Annotated in this window: 21 protein-coding genes; 14 read left to right on the forward strand and 7 right to left on the reverse strand. The window is 30.5% G+C overall.

What is annotated here, in order from left to right; all coding sequences use genetic code 11:
- On the forward strand, positions 1–1112 hold a 1112-nt coding region (locus O3801_RS07815; RefSeq protein ID WP_371454603.1), incomplete at its 5' end, for a Rib/alpha-like domain-containing protein.
- A gap of 151 nt (positions 1113–1263) precedes the next feature.
- On the opposite strand, the gene O3801_RS07820 is transcribed toward O3801_RS07815, so the two are convergent.
- Complete coding sequence (locus O3801_RS07820) at positions 1264–2604, reverse strand: ISL3 family transposase (RefSeq protein ID WP_483299488.1); 1341 nt, start codon at positions 2602–2604, stop codon at positions 1264–1266.
- A 225-nt stretch (positions 2605–2829) separates the two neighbouring features.
- Between O3801_RS07820 and O3801_RS07825 the strand changes: the two genes are divergently transcribed.
- Positions 2830–3153: an acetyl-CoA carboxylase gene (locus tag O3801_RS07825; RefSeq protein ID WP_371454605.1), complete on the forward strand. Its 324-nt coding sequence runs from the start codon at positions 2830–2832 to the stop codon at positions 3151–3153.
- 78 nt (positions 3154–3231) lie between these two features.
- Here O3801_RS07825 and arsS read toward each other — a convergent pair whose 3' ends face one another.
- The 3 genes from arsS to O3801_RS07840 all read right to left on the reverse strand — a co-directional run bounded on the left by arsS (position 3232) and on the right by O3801_RS07840 (position 5617).
- Positions 3232–4176 (reverse strand): arsenosugar biosynthesis radical SAM (seleno)protein ArsS, encoded by a 945-nt coding sequence (gene arsS / locus O3801_RS07830; protein WP_371454606.1) that lies wholly within the window; start codon positions 4174–4176, stop codon positions 3232–3234.
- 7 nt (positions 4177–4183) lie between these two features.
- The gene (locus O3801_RS07835) at positions 4184–4522 is read right to left on the reverse strand and encodes an arsenosugar biosynthesis-associated peroxidase-like protein (protein WP_294682330.1); all 339 of its coding nucleotides are present in this window, start codon (positions 4520–4522) and stop codon (positions 4184–4186) included.
- A gap of 411 nt (positions 4523–4933) precedes the next feature.
- Positions 4934–5617 (reverse strand): TIGR04283 family arsenosugar biosynthesis glycosyltransferase, encoded by a 684-nt coding sequence (locus O3801_RS07840; protein ID WP_294683070.1) that lies wholly within the window; start codon positions 5615–5617, stop codon positions 4934–4936.
- 241 nt (positions 5618–5858) lie between these two features.
- Between O3801_RS07840 and O3801_RS07845 the strand changes: the two genes are divergently transcribed.
- Genes O3801_RS07845 through O3801_RS07855 form a run of 3 tightly spaced genes read left to right on the forward strand, consistent with a single transcriptional unit; the run spans position 5859 to position 7762 of the window.
- Complete coding sequence (locus O3801_RS07845; RefSeq protein WP_299322651.1) at positions 5859–6251, forward strand: GntR family transcriptional regulator; 393 nt, start codon at positions 5859–5861, stop codon at positions 6249–6251.
- Positions 6235–6948: an ATP-binding cassette domain-containing protein gene (locus O3801_RS07850; protein WP_371454607.1), complete on the forward strand. Its 714-nt coding sequence runs from the start codon at positions 6235–6237 to the stop codon at positions 6946–6948. Before O3801_RS07845 ends, O3801_RS07850 begins: the two co-directional genes overlap by 17 nt.
- On the forward strand, positions 6941–7762 hold the full coding sequence (locus tag O3801_RS07855; RefSeq protein WP_371454608.1) for a hypothetical protein: 822 nt from the start codon (positions 6941–6943) through the stop codon (positions 7760–7762). The genes O3801_RS07850 and O3801_RS07855 overlap by 8 nt, the downstream gene beginning before the upstream one ends.
- 157 nt (positions 7763–7919) lie before the next feature.
- Here O3801_RS07855 and rplA read toward each other — a convergent pair whose 3' ends face one another.
- Together rplA and rplK are read right to left on the reverse strand one after the other, a co-directional pair.
- Complete coding sequence (rplA, locus tag O3801_RS07860; protein ID WP_003144761.1) at positions 7920–8612, reverse strand: 50S ribosomal protein L1; 693 nt, start codon at positions 8610–8612, stop codon at positions 7920–7922.
- 13 nt (positions 8613–8625) lie between these two features.
- Entirely contained in the window at positions 8626–9051 is a 426-nt protein-coding gene (rplK, locus tag O3801_RS07865) for a 50S ribosomal protein L11 (protein WP_003145837.1), read from the reverse strand.
- Positions 9052–9523: 472 nt separating this feature from the next.
- On the opposite strand from rplK, the gene rny reads away from it, so the two are divergent.
- Positions 9524–11077: a ribonuclease Y gene (gene rny / locus O3801_RS07870; protein WP_294683066.1), complete on the forward strand. Its 1554-nt coding sequence runs from the start codon at positions 9524–9526 to the stop codon at positions 11075–11077.
- 689 nt (positions 11078–11766) lie between these two features.
- Complete coding sequence (locus O3801_RS07875) at positions 11767–12552, forward strand: formate/nitrite transporter family protein (protein WP_294683065.1); 786 nt, start codon at positions 11767–11769, stop codon at positions 12550–12552.
- Between the two features lie 201 nt (positions 12553–12753).
- Here O3801_RS07875 and O3801_RS07880 read toward each other — a convergent pair whose 3' ends face one another.
- Positions 12754–13839 (reverse strand): branched-chain amino acid aminotransferase, encoded by a 1086-nt coding sequence (locus tag O3801_RS07880; RefSeq protein WP_294683064.1) that lies wholly within the window; start codon positions 13837–13839, stop codon positions 12754–12756.
- Positions 13840–14135: 296 nt separating this feature from the next.
- On the opposite strand from O3801_RS07880, the gene O3801_RS07885 reads away from it, so the two are divergent.
- From O3801_RS07885 to O3801_RS07915, 7 genes are all read left to right on the forward strand, one after another.
- Positions 14136–15314 carry an aminotransferase class I/II-fold pyridoxal phosphate-dependent enzyme gene (locus tag O3801_RS07885; RefSeq protein WP_294683063.1) on the forward strand — a complete coding sequence of 393 codons (1179 nt, stop codon included), beginning with the start codon at positions 14136–14138 and terminating at the stop codon, positions 15312–15314.
- A gap of 28 nt (positions 15315–15342) precedes the next feature.
- Entirely contained in the window at positions 15343–15969 is a 627-nt protein-coding gene (gene tmk, locus O3801_RS07890; RefSeq protein ID WP_294683062.1) for a dTMP kinase, read from the forward strand.
- On the forward strand, positions 15959–16795 hold the full coding sequence (locus tag O3801_RS07895; RefSeq protein ID WP_371454609.1) for a DNA polymerase III subunit delta': 837 nt from the start codon (positions 15959–15961) through the stop codon (positions 16793–16795). Before tmk ends, O3801_RS07895 begins: the two co-directional genes overlap by 11 nt.
- A 1-nt stretch (position 16796) precedes the next feature.
- Entirely contained in the window at positions 16797–17531 is a 735-nt protein-coding gene (locus O3801_RS07900) for a tRNA1(Val) (adenine(37)-N6)-methyltransferase (protein ID WP_371454610.1), read from the forward strand.
- The gene (locus tag O3801_RS07905; RefSeq protein ID WP_371454611.1) at positions 17515–17826 is read left to right on the forward strand and encodes a GIY-YIG nuclease family protein; all 312 of its coding nucleotides are present in this window, start codon (positions 17515–17517) and stop codon (positions 17824–17826) included. Before O3801_RS07900 ends, O3801_RS07905 begins: the two co-directional genes overlap by 17 nt.
- Positions 17823–18659 carry a 16S rRNA (cytidine(1402)-2'-O)-methyltransferase gene (gene rsmI / locus O3801_RS07910; RefSeq protein ID WP_371454612.1) on the forward strand — a complete coding sequence of 279 codons (837 nt, stop codon included), beginning with the start codon at positions 17823–17825 and terminating at the stop codon, positions 18657–18659. The genes O3801_RS07905 and rsmI overlap by 4 nt, the downstream gene beginning before the upstream one ends.
- Positions 18660–18762: 103 nt before the next feature.
- Complete coding sequence (locus tag O3801_RS07915) at positions 18763–18969, forward strand: hypothetical protein (protein WP_003144802.1); 207 nt, start codon at positions 18763–18765, stop codon at positions 18967–18969.
- The last annotated feature ends 18 nt before the right edge of the window (positions 18970–18987 follow it).

Raw genomic sequence — 18987 nt, forward strand, 5'->3', positions numbered from 1 at the left:
CAGTTAAAGTACCAGTAACAGTAGTTGAAGGAAAAGAACAACTTGTACCGAAAGGTGATAAACCAGATCCAAAAGATAACATTACTCCAGGAAATTACCCAGAAGGATCAACATTCGAATACGAAACACCAGTAGATACTTCTAAACCAGGTAAAAAAGAAGCTGTTGTAATCGTTAAGGATAAAGATGGTAAAGAAATTGTACGAGTTCCTGTAGTAGTTAATGTGGTAGAACCAAAAGTTACACCAATTATTGTTCCAGAAAGAACTAAACTTACTAAAAAAGATGTAGAAAAACACATCGAAATTCCAGGAGTAACTGGATGGGAAATCGTAGGGGAACCAGAACTTCCTGAAACATTCCCTGCAGGTGTAAGACCATCAGCAACAGTTACAGTTAAATTACCAAATGGTAAAACAATTAAAGTAGAAGTACCAGTAATTGCTACTCCAACTGTAACACCAATCGTTGTACCTCAAGGAACAACAATTACACCAGATGATGTTAAGAAACACGTTAATATTCCTAAAGAATCAGGATGGGAAATTATTGAAGTTGGAGAAATCCCAACAACAGAAACACCAGGAGATAAAACAGGTGTTAAAGTTAAGGTGAAATTACCAACTGGAGAAGTAATTGAACTAGAAGTACCAGTAAAAGTTACACCAAAAGAAACTCCAGCTCCAAGACCAACAGTGAAAACAACTCCAATCGTAGTAGAAGTAGGAACTCCAATTACTAAAGAAGATGTTAAGAAACACGTTGAATTACCAAAAGATGCTGAAATCGTAGAAGTTGGAGAAATCCCAACAACAGAAACAGCAGGACAAAAACCAAGTGTTAAAGTTAAAGTTAAATTACCAACAGGAGAAATTGTTGAAGTAGAAGTACCAGTAACAGTAACTCCAAAAGCAACTCCAACACCACGTCCTGAAAAACCATCAACACCAGAAGTACCAGCTACTCCAGAAGCACCAAAAGCTCCAGTAGCTAAAGCAGGTGAAAAAGTATTACCAAATACAGGTATAGCTGATAACAATTCTACATTAGCAGGATTAGGCTTAGCAATCTTAGGATTAGCTGCTGCAGCAAGAAGACGTAAACAAAAATAATATAAACTATTATTTGGGTAATATTACTTTGATATAGTTAATAAAGAAGCACGCTTGACGAAAGTCAGGAGTGCTTCTTTTGTTTATTGGGGTTGTATACTAAATGGCTCTTTGTCAAATTCGGGGCATGGAGAAAAATAGGAAATGAGATCTAGGCAGCATTTTGCTGCTTAGATTTTTTCTTATTTTCTTTAAGCTTGATATTATTTTTATACTCAGAAACAAATAATCTAGACATAATTAAAATACGTAGTCTGAAATTACTAAAGCTAGAATATCCATAAGATACTCTCTTTAGTAGTTTTATTTTATTATTAAATCCTTCTAATGGGCCATTAGAATACACATATTTAACAGAATTAAACATATATTCTTTGTGCTTTTTCATAGTATTTATAGCCTTAGCTACACCTTTAGATAATCCTCTAGTGTCCATATCTATATACTTCTCTAATTCTACAGAATCTTTAGCCTTAATAGCTTCTCTTATCTCATGTACTCTCTCATAGCTGGCTGTAAATTCAGTATCTATAGCTAATATATAATCTAATACTACTTTTCTGGTTACATAGCGTTTAAAGCTTCTAGAATAGAATATTTTTGTTGAATTTACTTTATCTCTATCTTCTAATATTACTTTCCAGAAGTTCTTTAGAATAGTGTAAGTAGAACCTTTTTTATTCTTATATTGATTCATTAGTTTTACTCTAGCTTTATTTAATTCTCTATTAATATTTTGAACCATGTGGAATCTATCTATTATTATCTCAGCGTTAGGGAACATCTCTCTAATCATATTCATATAAGGTGGATAAATATCTATACAAATCGTTTTTACTTTCTTTCTTACTTTTCTTGAATATCTCATAAAGTATTGTTTTAATATATGTTGTGTTCTTCCATCTACAATATCTATAAAATCATGTGTTCTAGCATCTATGAATACGAAACTCATTCCATTTTTACTATCTTTAGTTGATTTTATCTCATCGAAACACAGGTGTTCTGGTAGGTTTGAATGAGTCTTAACTTCTACAGCTTCTCTACATGATTTCATTACTCTTACTACTGTAGATACTGATACATTACTTAATTCAGCTATATCTTTAAATGATAGTGTCTTAGAAAGATTCTTCATAATGAGAAATATAAGATTTTTAGATATACTGCAGTGTTTTTGTACAAATGATGTTTCAGCACAAAACTTAGAATTACATTCTTTACATTTAAAGCGCTGTTTCTTTAATCTTAGATATGTAGGGCATTCTGACATCTTTAATAAAGCTACTTTTAAAGGATCGCCGAATCCATTTTTAACTATATTATTTCCTTCTTTCTTACAACCGCAGTTTGTACAACACTTTGGTTCATATGATAAAGCTCCATGAAATATGAATGTATCTTGACCATCTACATTTATTAAATCAAGTTTATCCTCCATAGTTATATTTTGGTCTTTTATTAATAGTAAATTTGTGATAAAATTAGACATGACAAATATCCTTTCTTAGTTAATTATTTTTCTACACTTTAATTATATTGGATATTTGTCTTTTTATATATAAAAATTGAAATCCGGGGCATGGGGACACTATCAAATTTGCTACAAATAGTTATCTTAAATTAGAACTTTATAAATTATATTTTGAAAGTTGAATATATAGTACATTTATGTTTTATATGGTAAACTAGAATAAAATAATTCATGAGGTGTAATATGTTAAAAAATATATTAGAAAATGTTTTATCTTCAGGAAGTAATGGATCAGATGATAAAATTAAAGAATTAATTAATAACATTATAGGTGGAAATCAAGCTCCATCATTCGTTACTGATATTCTAAATAAGGCATTAGAACAACTAAATCAGGGTGCAGGCTCAGCGCTTGTAGCACCGATGATTAATAAAGTATTAGAATCATATTCTAAGGAAAATTCATTAAGTAGCGATATGAGTGAGTTGTTTAATATCACCAGTAATAGTGGAAGTGGCCTTAGTGATATCGCTGGAAATATTATTAACACATTAATTAAAAAATAGTGAAGAAAAAAGAAGCCGCGGTTAATGGCTTCTTTTAGTTTATTATTAGCATAACCTATGCTAGCAAGTCTCTCCACCTCAAGATGAGCCGGCTCCTGCTGTACAACCATAACAATGCATACCAGTAACAATTCTACGTATACCCGTATGATTATCTACAAGCTGACTCACATGATTAACTTCACCTGAGATTTTAAGCTTTTCGATGTAGTTAAAGTCACAATCATATAAAGATCCATCAGGACCAACAGAAATCATGTTTCTACACATTAGACCTGGCAATGTTGCAGGATTGTATGCTTTATAAAGTTTATTCATATATCCTTCATATAAATCTTCTCTATGTAAAAATTCAGAGAATCTTCCAATAGGATTGTTTGTTATTGCAAATAGGTTATTAAAGACAATTTCAAAATTGTCATATAGTTTTTTCTTATAAGTTTTTTCTAATGCTTCTTGTTTAGGAGGTAAAAATGCTCCATTTGGATTATAGACTAGGTTTAAGATAAGGTCTTCTTCTTTCCCATAACCTAATTCATTTAGTCTTCTTAGTACCTCTATTGACTTAGGAAAAACACCTTTTCCACGTTGCTTAGCTACGACTTTTTCGTTGTAGTAGGGTAGAGACGCTACTACTTGAACCTTTAAGTCGCGATATAGTTCTGGTATATCTCTATAAGCTGGAACGTCTAGGATAATAAGATTTGTTCTTACGATTACAGTTTTGGCATACTGTGAGATTTCTTTTAAAAACCATCTAAAGTTTGGATTCATCTCAGGAGCCCCACCTGTAATATCCATTGTTTTATATTTACCAACTTTAAATGCTTCGATTATTTGTTCAAAAGTTTCTCGAACCATGTTATTTTTCCTTGTAGGACCACCATCAACATGACAGTGACTGCATGTAATATTACATAAACTACCTACGTTAATTTGCATAACTTCAGGAAATTCTTCAGTTAATAAATATTGTTTTTCCTCAACTTGGTCAAAAAATTTAGGAATATTTAATTCTGTCATAATAATACTAGTTTATTAATTTATCAGAAAGTTCTTTACTTTGAAGACCGTGTACAAGAGTAATACCAGCTTTCATTGCTGCTGCAACGTGAATAGCTTCTGCGATTTGATCTTGGTCGCATCCTTCTTCTAAACAAGTACTAGTATAAGCATCAATACAATAAGGACAAGCTTCAGCATGAGCTACCGCAAGTGCAATAAGAGCTTTTTCACGAGTTGTTAGTTCACCCTCAGCCATAACATTACCGTAGTAATTCATAAAGTTTTTCCAGTAATCAGGTGCGTCTTCTCCAAATTTCCCTTCACCAAATTCGATTAAATGTTTCTTTTTAAAATAGTCTGCCATATTTATTCTCTCCTTTAAAAATTTATATAATTTTATTATATGTTAGTTTGCATAAATAATCAATGAAATTGTCCGATTTATGGGATTGACTCAAAAATCGTGATTTCGGAGAAAACGATTTTGTCGAGTCATCACCGCATAGTTTATTAGATATCTAAAAAGCTTTCATAAAGCGAATTTAGATATCAATAAACCACTTGCGTTGTACGTTAGAATTTTTAGTGCCATAGACACGTTAAGATTCTTACGTATAACGTATGCAAGGACACACCAAGAAGTGAGTCATAAGACGAAACTGATTGGATTGTGTCTACTGCTGAGGCTATGAGTTTTCATGTAAACTATTTTAAAATTTAGTACTTTTGGTTCAGCCCCTCAATTAAAAAATAATTTTAAAAATTCTTAAATCTATTATCTTACATCTCTATACATTTTTGCTATTTCTTCTACTGGAACTCCACGTCGATACATTTTTTGGTATTGTTGCATCTGCCACATTGTTTTTACAGTATGATTTTTATATCTTCTCGTAGATGTTGTGATAGGGGAGTCAATTACTGTAATTTTGTAACTTAGTGCACTTAAATCTTCAGAGAGTTTATAATCTTCCATTAAAGGCATGTCCTTATATCCTCCAACTTCATTAAAAACTTTTTTGGTTAGAAATATCGCTTGATCTCCAAAGGCAAGGTTAGTAATACTTGCACGCATATTTGAAACAAGAGAATTTACCCACATAGGAAAGCTACTTGGATAAAATCTAATCTTTAGACATCCAACTTCAGTAGGGCAAGCAAGAACTTTTTCTATTACATCTTTTTGAAGAACACTATCGCAATGAATGAACCATAGAATATCCCCCTTAGCAATTTTTGCCCCATAATTCATCTGATTTGCTCGTCCTTTTTTATCTGATAAGTGATATGAGTAACCGAAATAAGAAAGTTCATCTAAAATTTCTTTTGTCTTATCTGTCGAACCACCATCAACGAAAAGCACCTCATGTTCCTTTATATTATGCAAACAATATAGATTATAGACGAAATCACGTATTGTTTTTTCTTCGTTATAAATTGGCACAATAATAGTAATCATAAATACACTCCTAAAATAATAATTAATATAATTATAACATGTAACAAAGTATTTCAAAATGATATTTACCTTTAAACTTAGGATTTAAAGTATTTTTAATAAAAAATTTAAAAAATTACAAAATATATATTGACAAAGTGACTGTATCTGTCGTATAATCACAGTAGATACAAGAAAACGTTTTTAATATCTAATTGAATTATACAAATTAATCTTAAAAGAATTAATAAGGAGGAGTATGATGGATATAAAAATTTCTAATATGTCATCTGTTCCGATTTATCAACAGGTGGCTACACAAATAAAGAGTAGTATTCTTAATGGTAGCTTAAAATGCAATGATCAATTACCTTCTATTAGAAGCTTATCTAAAGAGCTAGAAGTAGGTATAATAACAGTAAAAAAATCATATGAAGTATTATTACAAGAAGAACTCATATATTCTAAAGGAGCTGTGGGATATTTTGTAAATGATATAGATTTAGCTACTGTATTATCTATAAAAAAAGAAGAGTATTTAGTTGAACTAAAGGTAATAATTGATAATGCTATTAATGATGGACTTAATATAGAAGATATTAAGGATATAGTTGATAAAGTATTGGAGGAAAAAATTTATGATAAAAGTGAATAATTTACAGATTAATAAAAAGTCATTTCAACTAGGTCCTATAGATTTGGAGTTAGAAGGCGGATATGTGTATGCAATAACAGGTAATAGTGGGAGTGGTAAAACACTATTTCTTCAAACACTATTAGGTGCAATGCCATCAGAAACCAATGCAATTATCTATAATAGTTTGAACTTTCAACAAAATGCAGTAGAAATTAAGAAACTATATTCATATGTTGCCGATAAACCATTGTTTTCAGACACTTTACAGGTAAATGAAGTTCTATATAAAATATCTAAATTAGATGAAAGATTTAATATAGATAAATGTTTTGAATTTCTAAATAAACATAAGATTGTTCTTCATAGTAAAATTTATGAATTGTCTCAAGGGGAGAAAAAAATATTGTTATTTGCAATAGGATATTTTACTATGTCTAGAATATTAGTACTAGATAATCCATTTTCTGGAGTAGGACTAATAGCCAAAAAAGAAATATTAAATCTTCTAAGAGATTATATAGATGAAAATAAAATGATTATTCTTGTAACTGAAGATCCTTTAGTGATAAAGAGTTTAGCAGATTATATAATTGTTTTAGAAAATGGAAGAATTAATACTAAAGAAGATATAGTAGAGCTACAAGAAAGATTTAACACTACAGATATAGAAAAAATTTTACTTTCTATTATGAAGGGAGAGAACTCAAATGATTAAACAAAAATACGATACAAACTTTGGCGCAATTTGGAATTTAATTTCAAATAGAAATTATACGAAACCTTTATTATATAAGAGTTTATATTTACTATATTATTTTATTACCATCACTGTAGTACTTGAGTTATTATTTCATAAAACTTATATTATTTTAGCTGTTATTAGTTCAATAATTATTGTGATAAATGGAAGAAAATATGATGATCCTGAAAAACAATTTATTGAATATCTACCGATTTCATTAAAAGATAAAGTAAGATATATTTACTATACAACTTATATAACTTTATTCTTTGGGGGAATAATATCTCTTGTATTAGATTATATTTATCGTAAAGTTAATCCTATTGAATACCTATATGCAATAATAGTAGTTATAGCAGTATCAAATTTTGCTGTAATCCAAATGATTAAGACAAAAATAACACTAATATACTTCTTTATATATGATATTATTATTTATCAATTTATAGTAGGAATCTTTCGATTTTCTTTAGTGCCTTTTAGTGGATATATAGGTCCAAAATATGATAATACGCAATTTAGTTTAATAAAATTAGCACTATTAATAGTAATCACATTGGTATACTACTTTGTTAGCGTAAATATTTTATTAGCTCATAATAGAGAAAATAAACGAGTAGATAAAAAGTATAAAGGAAAACTTGCTTTAATTCTGTTCCTTTTAATAAGTACAAGTGTCTTAAAAATTTATACATTTGAAGCTAATATGTTCTTTGAAGGAATTAAAGAAGGAACTAAAGATGCAACTAGAGTTGAACTAATAAATACTTATAATGAAACCAAATAAGGTTAAGCAAGGATAAATCGAAAATTTAATAAATATGAAAAAGCTAGTGACTTGATAAATAAGAGATTAAGTCGTAGCTTTTTTGTATTATAGAAAAGTAGGGAAGGTATAAAAAAAGAAGACTTGGATAACCAAATCTTCTTTGTATTAATATTTCTTATTTGAATTCTGCTGTGTTAACACGAACTCCAGGACCCATAGTTGTAGTTACAGCTACAGATTTGAAGTAAGTTCCTTTAGCAGCAGCTGGTTTAGCTTTAGCTAAAGCGTCTTGAACAGCGTTGAAGTTTTCAACTAAGTCTTCAGTTGAGAATGAAACTTTACCGATTGGAGTGTGAACAACACCAGCTTTTTCAGCACGGTATTCAACTTTACCAGCTTTGATTTCATTAACAGCTTTAGTAACGTCCATAGTTACAGTACCAGTTTTAGGGTTTGGCATTAATCCTTTAGGTCCTAATACACGACCGATTTTACCAACTTCTCCCATCATGTCTGGAGTAGCTACGATTACGTCAAAATCAAACCAACCTTGTTGGATTTTAGTGATGTATTCACCTTGTCCTACGTAGTCAGCTCCTGCTGCTTCAGCTTCTGCTGCTTTATCACCTTTAGCAAAAACTAAAACTTTAGCAGTTTTACCAGTTCCTTTAGGAAGAACTACTGCTCCACGAACTTGTTGGTCGTTTTTACGAGTGTCAACTCCTAAACGGAATGCAACTTCTACAGTTGCGTCAAAATTTACTGTGCTTGTTTTTTTAGCTAATTCGATTGCTTCTACTACAGAGTATAGACTAGAAGAATCTACTAATTTAGCTGCTTCAAGATATTTTTTACCTTTTTTTGCCATTATAATTATCCTCCTATTCTCCTACTAAGATACCCATACTTCTTGCAGTACCTTCGATCATACGCATTGCTGCTTCTACAGAAGCTGCGTTTAAGTCAGCCATTTTAAGTTCAGCGATTTCTTGAACTTGAGCTTTTGAAACTGTAGCAACTTTGTCACGGTTAGGTACAGAAGATGCTTTTTCAATTTTAGCTGCTTTTTTAAGTAATACTGGTGCAGGTGGTGTTTTAGTAATGAAAGTAAATGAACGGTCTTCATATACTGAGATTACTACTGGAATGATTAATCCTGCTTGGTCTTGTGTACGAGCATTGAATTCTTTACAGAATCCCATGATGTTTACACCAGCTTGACCTAACGCTGGACCAACTGGTGGAGCTGGGTTAGCTTTACCTGCTGGTACTTGTAATTTAACAACTTTTATAACTTTTTTAGCCACGATAAAACCTCCTATATATTTTTCGTGATGTGGTCATTTGAACGTCTTTGAATTTTTCGTTCTCCCACTCAATCAAGTTTTGTATTTTTACATACTAGATTATAATATCACACTGGATAAGTAATTGCAAGTATTTTAATAACTTTTTTAAAAAAAACTTATTTTATTGGTAAAAATAATTCTACTTTTATTGAGTAGATATTAAAATAATACAACTAAGTCGGCTAAAATTCAAGTAGAAATTTCAAATAGTTGATAATATAAGTTATAATTTAAAAAGAAATTAAAAAACTATATTATATAGAAGAAAAGTTTTTGTAAACTAGGATTTTCCCTGAGTGAACTATTGACTTTTTACTATAGGTAGTGTAGAATTGTAGTTATGGTATGTGACAATTTGTGTGGATTTTAATTATCGACTAGTTGTTATATCATAATAAAAAAATTTTTCAAAATAGAAAGAGGTTGCAAAATGATTTACGGAATAATCAGTGTTGCAGCTTTACTTGTTGGACTTTTATTTGGATATATTATTTCAAAAAATTCTATTCAGAAGAAATTAGAGTTATCTAAGCAAGATGCTGACCATATTATTGGTGAAGCAAGAAAAGAAGCTAGATATATAGTTGAAAAAGAAACTACTATTGCTAAAAAAGAAGCTGAAGAGATAATTAACATTGCTAATAAAGAAGCAGAATTTAAAAAACAAGATATTCAAAGACAAGAAGATAGAATCGTTCAAAAAGAATCTTCACTAGAACGCCAAACAGAGCTTTTAAATAAAAAAGACGAGTTGTTGAGTTCTAGAGAGATGAAATTGGAAGAAAAATCTCAACTTCTTGAAGAGAAAAGTAGCGAAGTTAATCAACTTAAGATTCAACAAGAAACAGAGTTGCAAAGAATTGCAAACTTAACAGAAGAACAAGCTCGTGAAGAGATTATGGCCGCAGTTGAGACTGATATGGCTAAAGACATGGCAATATATATAAGAAATAAAGAACTAGAGGCGAAAAATGTTGCTGATAAACGTGCAAAAGAACTTATTGTTCAATCATTACAACGTTTTGCTACAGATGTAGTTAGTGAAACTACTGTATCTGTTGTAGATCTTCCAAGTGATGATATGAAAGGTCGTATTATCGGTCGTGAAGGAAGAAACATTCGTACTTTAGAAACATTAACAGGAGTAGACTTAATTATTGATGATACTCCAGAAGCAGTTATCCTTTCAGGATATGATCCAATACGTCGTGAGATTGCAAAAACTGCGATTAAATCACTTATTGATGATGGTCGTATACATCCTTCGAAAATTGAGGAAGCTGTTGATAAAGCACGTAAGAACATTGATCAAGTTATTCGTGATGCAGGGGAACAAGCTACATTTGACCTTGGTATCCATAATATGCATCCAGATTTAGTAAAAATCGTTGGTAAGTTAAAATATAGAACAAGTTATGGTCAAAATGGATTACAACACTCTATGGAAGTAGCGTATATTTCTGGACTTATCGCAGCTGAGTTAGACTTAGATGTTGCTACAGCTCGTCGTGCAGGTTTACTACATGATATCGGTAAAGCACTTGATCATGAAGTTGAAGGTTCACACGTTGAAATTGGTGTGGCATTAGCTCTTAAATATAAAGAGAATGCAATTGTTGTTAATGCGATTGCTTCACACCACGGTGATACAGAACCAACAAACCCAATTTCTGTCATTGTTGCCACAGCGGATGCACTTTCTGCATCACGTCCAGGAGCTCGAAGAGAGTCATTAGAAAATTATATTAAACGTCTACAAAAACTTGAAGAAATTGCAAATGAACACAAAGGTGTAGAAAAAACATTTGCTATTCAAGCAGGTCGTGAGATTCGAGTAATCGTAAATCCGGAAGAAGTAGATGATACAAAAACTTACAAAATTGCCAAAGAAGTTAAAAATAAAATCGAAGAAACGATGCAATACCCAGGAAACATTAAAGTTAATGTTATCCGTGAGGTTAGAGCAGTTAAGCTTGCAAGATAGTAAATTAAGCGATTGGAATTATCCAATCGCTTTTTTATATGAGTTGTAATTGAAAATTCAAATTGTAATATGAGTTAATATAGGGAGTAGATAAAAAAGGTAGAGTTGTAATAAAGTTTTTTATAATTGATTAAAAATTATGAATATAGTACTAAACTCTTTGGAAATTTTGTAACTAAATAAATGTATTTTTAATTGAGAATTATTATTATAACAGGAAAAAATATTGATAAGGTATATAAAAGATTATTTAACTAGTTTTGTAATAGTGATGAAAACAAGAGGAAAAGATATTAGAAATTTCAGTAATCTCTATTGTTATGATCTTCTGAAATTTAAACACTTATTTTTAAAAAAATTACTAATATTATTTTAGGTGAATAGCTACTATTAAGGAGTTCGTTAACTGAATTTTGAAAAAAGAATAATTTAAATATTAAAATAACAAATTATAAGGAAACGGTTTATCTTAAGTGTATTTTATTATTCGGTTTAAAATTAATATTAATATATTTATATTGTTTATTAAAAAAGAAATATATAATCGTTATTAAATTATGAGCTTTTTAATATAATCTGTATTAAAACAGGGTTGAAAAAACTTCATTGTTATTGTATAATTTTTATTATAGATAGTAGATATTTCTTATCTATGTAATTATTATAAATTTTTTAAGGAGAGTGTTATTATGACAAACACTGTAGAATCTAAAGCATTTTTAGAGCCTCAAGAAGTTTATGAACTAACTATTAAAAAAGGTACTGCCAAAGCTACTGCGGGCCTTAAATATATGTTAAGTTTAGGTTTCTTAGGTGGGGCATTTATCGGAGTAGGATTTTTAGCCTTACTTCGTGTATCAGGATCAATTCCTAAAGAATTTGGAGGAATTGGTGCATTACTTGGAGCATCTGTTTTCCCAATTGGACTTATTTGTATTTTAGTTGGTGGTGGAGAATTAGTTACGGGTAATATGATGGCTGTAACTGTTGCGTGGTTTAATAAGAAAATTAGTTTTAAACTGTTGGCTAAAAACATGGTTGTTATTACATTTGCAAACCTTGTTGGTTCTCTAGTTATTGCTTATTTCTTAGGACATTTAACTGGTTTAACTGGTGGTGCTATTGCAGCTAAAACTATTTCAGCTGGTGAATCAAAAGTATACTTAACATTCTGGCAAGTATTCTTCTCAGCTGTAGGGTGTAACTGGTTAGTTGGTATGGCAGTATGGTTAAACTTCGCTGCTAAAGATGTAGGTAGTAAAATGTTTGGTGTATGGTTCCCAATTATGACTTTCGTTGCTATTGGATTCCAACACTTGGTTGCGAACATGTTCGCAATCCCAGCTGCAATGTTTGAAGGTGCAAATATCTCAGTTTTACAATTTATCCAAAACATGGGAACAGTATTTTTAGGTAACTTTGTAGGAGCTGTTACATTAGTTTCTGCACTTTATACATTTGCTTATAAAAAATAAAATTTAGAGAAAATTAAAATCTTTTAAATAATAAAAAAATGAAGTAGGATGTAATTCCATACTTCATTTTTTGTTTTCTTAAAAGTGATATCTGTTAGTGTCAATTATATATAACAGATATAACATAATAATATATAAATCTAATAATAAGAAGGTATAAAAAAGATTCCAAATTATTAAACTTGGAATCTTTTATTAATATTAGTCTTCTACTTTTACAACCCAACCGAATTTGTCTTCAACTTTACCTAATTGGATACCAGTAAGTAGGTTGTAGATTTTTTGAGTCCATTCTCCTGGTTTGTTATCAGTGATAAGTTCTAATTTTTTAGTACCATCGAATAATTCACCAACTGGAGCGATTACGGCTGCAGTACCACATAGGAATACTTCTTCAAGTTTTCCGTTATCATAAGCTTCATAAACTTCTTCAAGTGCTAATTTTCTTTCTTCAACTTTTTCACCTAGTGATTTAAGTAATTCTAACACAGATGCACGAGTGATACCTGGAAGGATAGAACCGTTTAATTCTGGTGTAACGAATGTTCCATCGATTTTGAAGAAGATATTCATTGCTCCACCTTCTTCAATGTATTTTTGTTCAACTCCATCAAGCCATAGAGATTGAGAATATCCTAATTCTTGTGCTTTCTTTTGACCTTTAAGAGATCCAGCGTAGTTACCTGCTGTTTTAGCGAATCCGAATCCACCACGAACAGCACGTACATATTCGTGTTCTACGAAGATTTTGTTTGGTTGTAAACCTGCTTTGAAGTAGCTTCCTGATGGAGATAAGATGATTACGAATTTAACTTCGTTGTTTGGGTGAACTCCTAGAGCTTCTTCTGCACCGTATAGGAATGGTCTAACGTATAAAGAAGTACCTTCTGATTTAGGGATCCATTCTTTATCGATAGAGATTAATTTTTTAAGAGCAGCTAGTGCAAATTCTTCATCTAGCTCAGGTAAAGCGATACGGTCTGAAGATTTATTTAAACGTCTAAAGTTTTGTTCTGGACGGAATAAAACTGCTTCTCCATTAGCATTATATGCTTTCATACCTTCGAAAACACTTTGTCCATAGTGTAATACGTTTAAGGCAGGTGAAACTGGAATAGGTCCGTAAGGAACGATACGTGGGTCGTACCAGCCTTTGTCAGATGACCAGTCCATAACGAACATATGGTCCGTAAAAACTGTACCAAATCCTAGTTTATCATCGGGTGTTTTTTCTTTTGGAGTAGTTGTAAGTTCTACTCTGATATCATTTACTGTTAGTTTTGTCATAATTATATTTCTCCTTATCTTTTAAAACAATTAATTTTTTAATGTGTTAGAGATATTATAATACTAATTAAGTCTTTTTTCAATACTTTCCTTAGAATTTTCTGAAATTTTATTTGAAATATCCGATATTTCATCTTGAAAAGTGATTGAAAATACTTTAAAATGTTATATAGTCATTGTTGATAAATTAATCTAATATTCTAGATACTAATTTAATTTTTATTTAAAATATGTTACAATATTAGAAATGTTATTTTTAGCAATGTACCTATTAAAAAAGAAAGGTAAATATTTATATGGAAATTAAAAAATCATTAGAAAATAAATTTAACACATCTTTAGCAAATTTAACAGGATCTCCAATTAGAGAATTTGATGCATTTGCTTCAACGATAGAAGGAATTATTAAGTTAACATTAGGAGAGCCTGACTTTGATACAGCTGAAGAGGTTAAGGAAGCTGCTAAAGTTGCTTTAGATAATAATAGAACACACTATTCAGTGAACAATGGTATTGAGCCATTAAGAGCAGCGTGGGCTAAAAATTTAGAGAAAAGATATAATTTAAAATACAGTTCAGATGAAGTTATCGTAACAATTGGTGCTTCTGCTGCGATTGAACATACTATCTCTGCTGTTACAAATCAAGGGGATACTATTTTAGTGGTAACACCGTACTTCTCAGCTTATGAGGGTGTAGGTATTTTAAATAAATGTAATATTAAATTTATTGATACAGCTGATAATGGCTTTAAAGTTCGTCCAAGTGATTTAGAAAAAGCTCTAGAAGAGAATAAAGATGCAAAAGCAATTTTAATCAACTATCCAAACAACCCTAGTGGTGTTTCTTATACTAGAGAAGAAGTTAAAGAAATTGCTGATGTATTAGGAAAATATGATATTTTTGTACTTAGTGATGAAATTTATGGAGATATTACGTATAACTACAAACACACATCATTAGCCGAGTTTATTCCAGAACAGACTGTATTAATTAGTGGATTATCTAAATCTCATGCTATGACAGGATGGCGTATTGGATTTGTTGCAGCTCCTCAAGCGATGATTAGAAAAATAGGGGTTTTCCATCTGTTTACAGTATCTGGAGCTCCAACATTTATTCAAGATGCTGCTGTAGTAGCTTTAACAGATGAAAATGTAGATAAATATAATAATCATATGATTGAAACTTATAGAGAAAGAAAAGATTATATGGTTCCAAGACTTCGTGAATTAGGTTTTGAAATTCCTGAAATTGATGGTGCATTTTATATCTTCGCCAAAATTCCAGCGAAATATAGAGAACTTGGTGCAATGGAGTTTTGTAAATTATTAGCGAAAGAAGCTCGTGTTGGGGTTATCCCTGGGACAGCGTTTGGGAAAGCATACAATGACTTCTTTAGAATTAGTTATGCAACAAGCATGGAAAATATAAAAGAAGCTGTTGAAAGAATTTCTCAATTCATGAATAAATAGTTACAATAATAGAAGAAAGGTTATTCAAATGAAAGGAAAATTCATAACAGTAGAAGGTTCAGACGGTTCAGGTAAAACGAGCTTTATCAACTTTGCTACAGAGTATTTGAAAGAAAAGGGATATAAAGTAATAACAACGCGTGAGCCTGGTGGGACAGAGTTTAGCGAGAAAGTGAGAGAACTACTTTTTGATAGTTCAAATGATATCGATGCTAAGACTGAAAGCCTACTGTTTTGTGCTAGTCGACGTGACCACATCGTAAAAAAAATATTACCTCATATAAATGAAGGATATATTGTAATATGTGATCGTTTTGTTGATAGTTCGGTTGCTTACCAATCTTATGGTCGAGGACTTTCGAAACAAGATATTTTAGATATTAATGCATATGCAACAGATAATCTTGAACCAGATTTGACTCTATATTTTTGTGTAGATGTTGAAGTTGGGCTAGCGCGTACAAAAAATAGAGATGACAATAACCGAATGGATCAAGAAAGTCTTGATTTTTACAAAAATGTCAAACGCGGTTATGATGATCTTTCAAAAGAAAATACCGAGCGCATTAAGGTAATTGATGCAAGTGATACATACGAGAATGTGCAAAAACAAGCACTTTCTATATTGGAAGGATTTTTAAGCAATGAACTTTAGTAAAGATACAATTGTAATAAAATCTTTAACAAATACATTAAAAACAGATAAACTATCCCATGCCTATTTAGTAGTAGGTGAGGATAGTTTATATTCTGATGAGTTTATTTTGAGTTTTGTTAAAGCAATTTTTTGTTTAAAAAATGAAGATAAAGAATTTTATAGTTGTGAAAATTGTAAAAACTGCAATAGTATAAATCATGGGAATTATGTTGATTTTTATAAATTATCAAGTGAAACTTCGATAAAGAAAGATGAAATCCAAACATTAAAATCTGATTTAAGTGTTAAATCATTTTATGGTAAGAAGATTTACTGGATAAAAGATATTGAAAAAATGACTGAGCAAGCAGCAAACAGTTTACTTAAATTTTTAGAAGAACCTGAAGATGATATTATAGCTATTCTTAGTTGTAAAAATATCAGTGCCATATTACCAACTATTATTTCCCGCTGTCAACAAGTTAAACTAATAGGGCACAGTGAAAATATTGAAATTGAGCAAAATGAAGAGTTAATTAATATTACTAATGAATATATAAAAAGATATATGAGAAAACCTCATCTTGCTAATATTTATCTATTAGAAAAATTAAAATCTAAAGATGAAGTGGTAGAGTTTTTCAAATATTTAAGTATGGAAGTTTCTAAAAGCTATGGTGATGAAATCGTAAGTGATGTTGTTAATGTTAGTAAGGTACAGGAAAAAATACTTCGAGCATTGGCAGATTTGAATGGGAATGTTAATGCAACATTGGTGCTGGAAAAATTTGCCTTTACTATTTTATTAGATAACAATAATTTAGAATTTTTAACAAGAGGTTAGTATGGAAGATAATTTAAGAGTTGATACAGTTTCTAAAAATTTTAAAATATTACAAAAAGTTGACCATTATAGTATGTCAACGGACTCTTTTTTATTACCATATTTTGCCAATGTGCCGAGAAGTTTTAAAAAAAATATTATAGAACTTTGCAGTGGGAATGGTGGTATCTCAATAATTCTTAGAGAAAAGTCAGATGCCAAAATAGAAATGTTAGAAATTCAGGAAGACTTAGTTGAGCTGAGTAAAAAAAGTCTAGAGTTAAATAATATTGTTAATGTAGAAGTGCGAAGTGGTGATATAAAAAATGTAAGAGAATATTATAGACCATCAACATTTGACTATGTAATTTGTAATCCACCGTATTTCCCTGTTGAGAATATGCCAAACCAACGTGAAAAGTTTAATCACAATATTTCACGTCATGAATTACTATGTAATCTTAGTGATGTAATCCAGGCGATTAGATATTTAGTCAAACAAAATGGGAAGTTTGCATTGGTTCATAGAACATATAGAATAAGTGATATTATCTCTGAATGTGAGAGAAATGGACTAGCAATAAAAAGAATAAGATTTGTATATAGTAAGCCTTCAAGTGAAAATAGTAAAATAGTACTAATTGAGGGAAGTGTATCGAAAGTTAGCGACATTAAAGTTGAGCAACCATTTTATATTTATAATGAAGATGGTAGTTATACAGATGAAATGAAGAAAGTGTATGGTATTTATGAGTAGTTTTATGTATGTAGTTGAGTGTTGCGACAAAACTTGGTATACTGGATATACAACAGATATTGTTAGAAGGATAAAAACTCATAATGCCAAAAAGGGTGCGAAATATACGAGGGTGAGAGTACCAGTAAAACTTATATATTTTGAAGAGTTTAAGACGAAAAGTGAAGCTACGAGTGCAGAAAGTCTATTCAAAAAACGAACTCGTAGAAGTAAAGAAGAGTATATTTTACTTAATTTGAATACAGAAAAAAAGCAAAAAATAAAAGATTTTAATATGAAAATAAAGGAAAAATAACTATGTTATATTTAGTGGGAACGCCAATAGGTAATTTGGAAGATATTACATTAAGAGCACTAAGAGTGCTAAAAGAAGCGGATATAATAGCTTGTGAAGATACGAGAAATACTCAGAAGTTATTGAATCATTATGAAGTGAAGGGGAAAAAACTACTTAGTTATCATGAGCATAATGAAGATAAAATGAGTGATAAGATAATAGAATACTTAGAAGAAGGATTAGATATAGCATTGGTAACTGATGCAGGAATGCCATGTATTTCAGATCCAGGGTATGTACTTGTAGAGAAGGTAAAAACTGCAGGACTAGATGTTGTAGCTTTACCAGGCGCTAATGCGGGACTTACTGCACTGGTTGCTAGCGGTATAGAATCTTACAATTATACATTCTATGGATTCTTACCGAGAAAAAGTAAGGAACTTAAGCAAAAGTTAGAAATTATTTTAAGCTCAAAGACAACTGGTATTTTATATGAAAGTCCACACAGGGTAAAAAACTTAGTGGAAGAGATCGCTAAAATTGCACCAACGAGAAAAATTGCAGTAGCGAGAGAACTTACGAAGATGTTTGAACAAATCGAAACATATGAAGCTAGCGTGATATTAGATATGTTAGGTGGAGAAATTAAGGAAAAAGGGGAATTTGTTGTTATTATTTCTCCATCAAAGGATGAAGAAATAACAGACCTTAATCTTGATGATATTGTGGAAATAATCTATCAAAAAGTCCAAAGTGGTGAAAAAAAATCAGAAGCTATTAAAAATACTGCTAAAGAACATGGAATAAATAAAAAAGAGGTTTATAGTTTATATCATGAAAAATATGATTAGTTTCATAACTATAAATGTATTAATAGTAGTATTTCTTATTGCCGCAATACATATTAAAATATTTTTCCTGCCTTTAACATTTTTTGTATTTTTAAATATATTTATGATTTATAAAAGAAGTTCAGAATTGGATAAAAATGAACAGAAGAAAAAAATTATGTTGCACAATGTTAAGAATTCTTTAGGGATAATACTAGGGTATACAGAAGCACATAATGATGAATTGATTACTAAAGAAGAACTAGATGAAAGAATCAATGAAGAAATTCAAGAGATAGTTTCAATGATAAAAGACGAGATTTATAAGTAAACCTCGTCTTTTGTTTTA

It is taken from the genome of Gemella sp. 27098_8_149 (assembly GCF_041433745.1).
GTDB lineage: Bacteria > Bacillota > Bacilli > Staphylococcales > Gemellaceae > Gemella.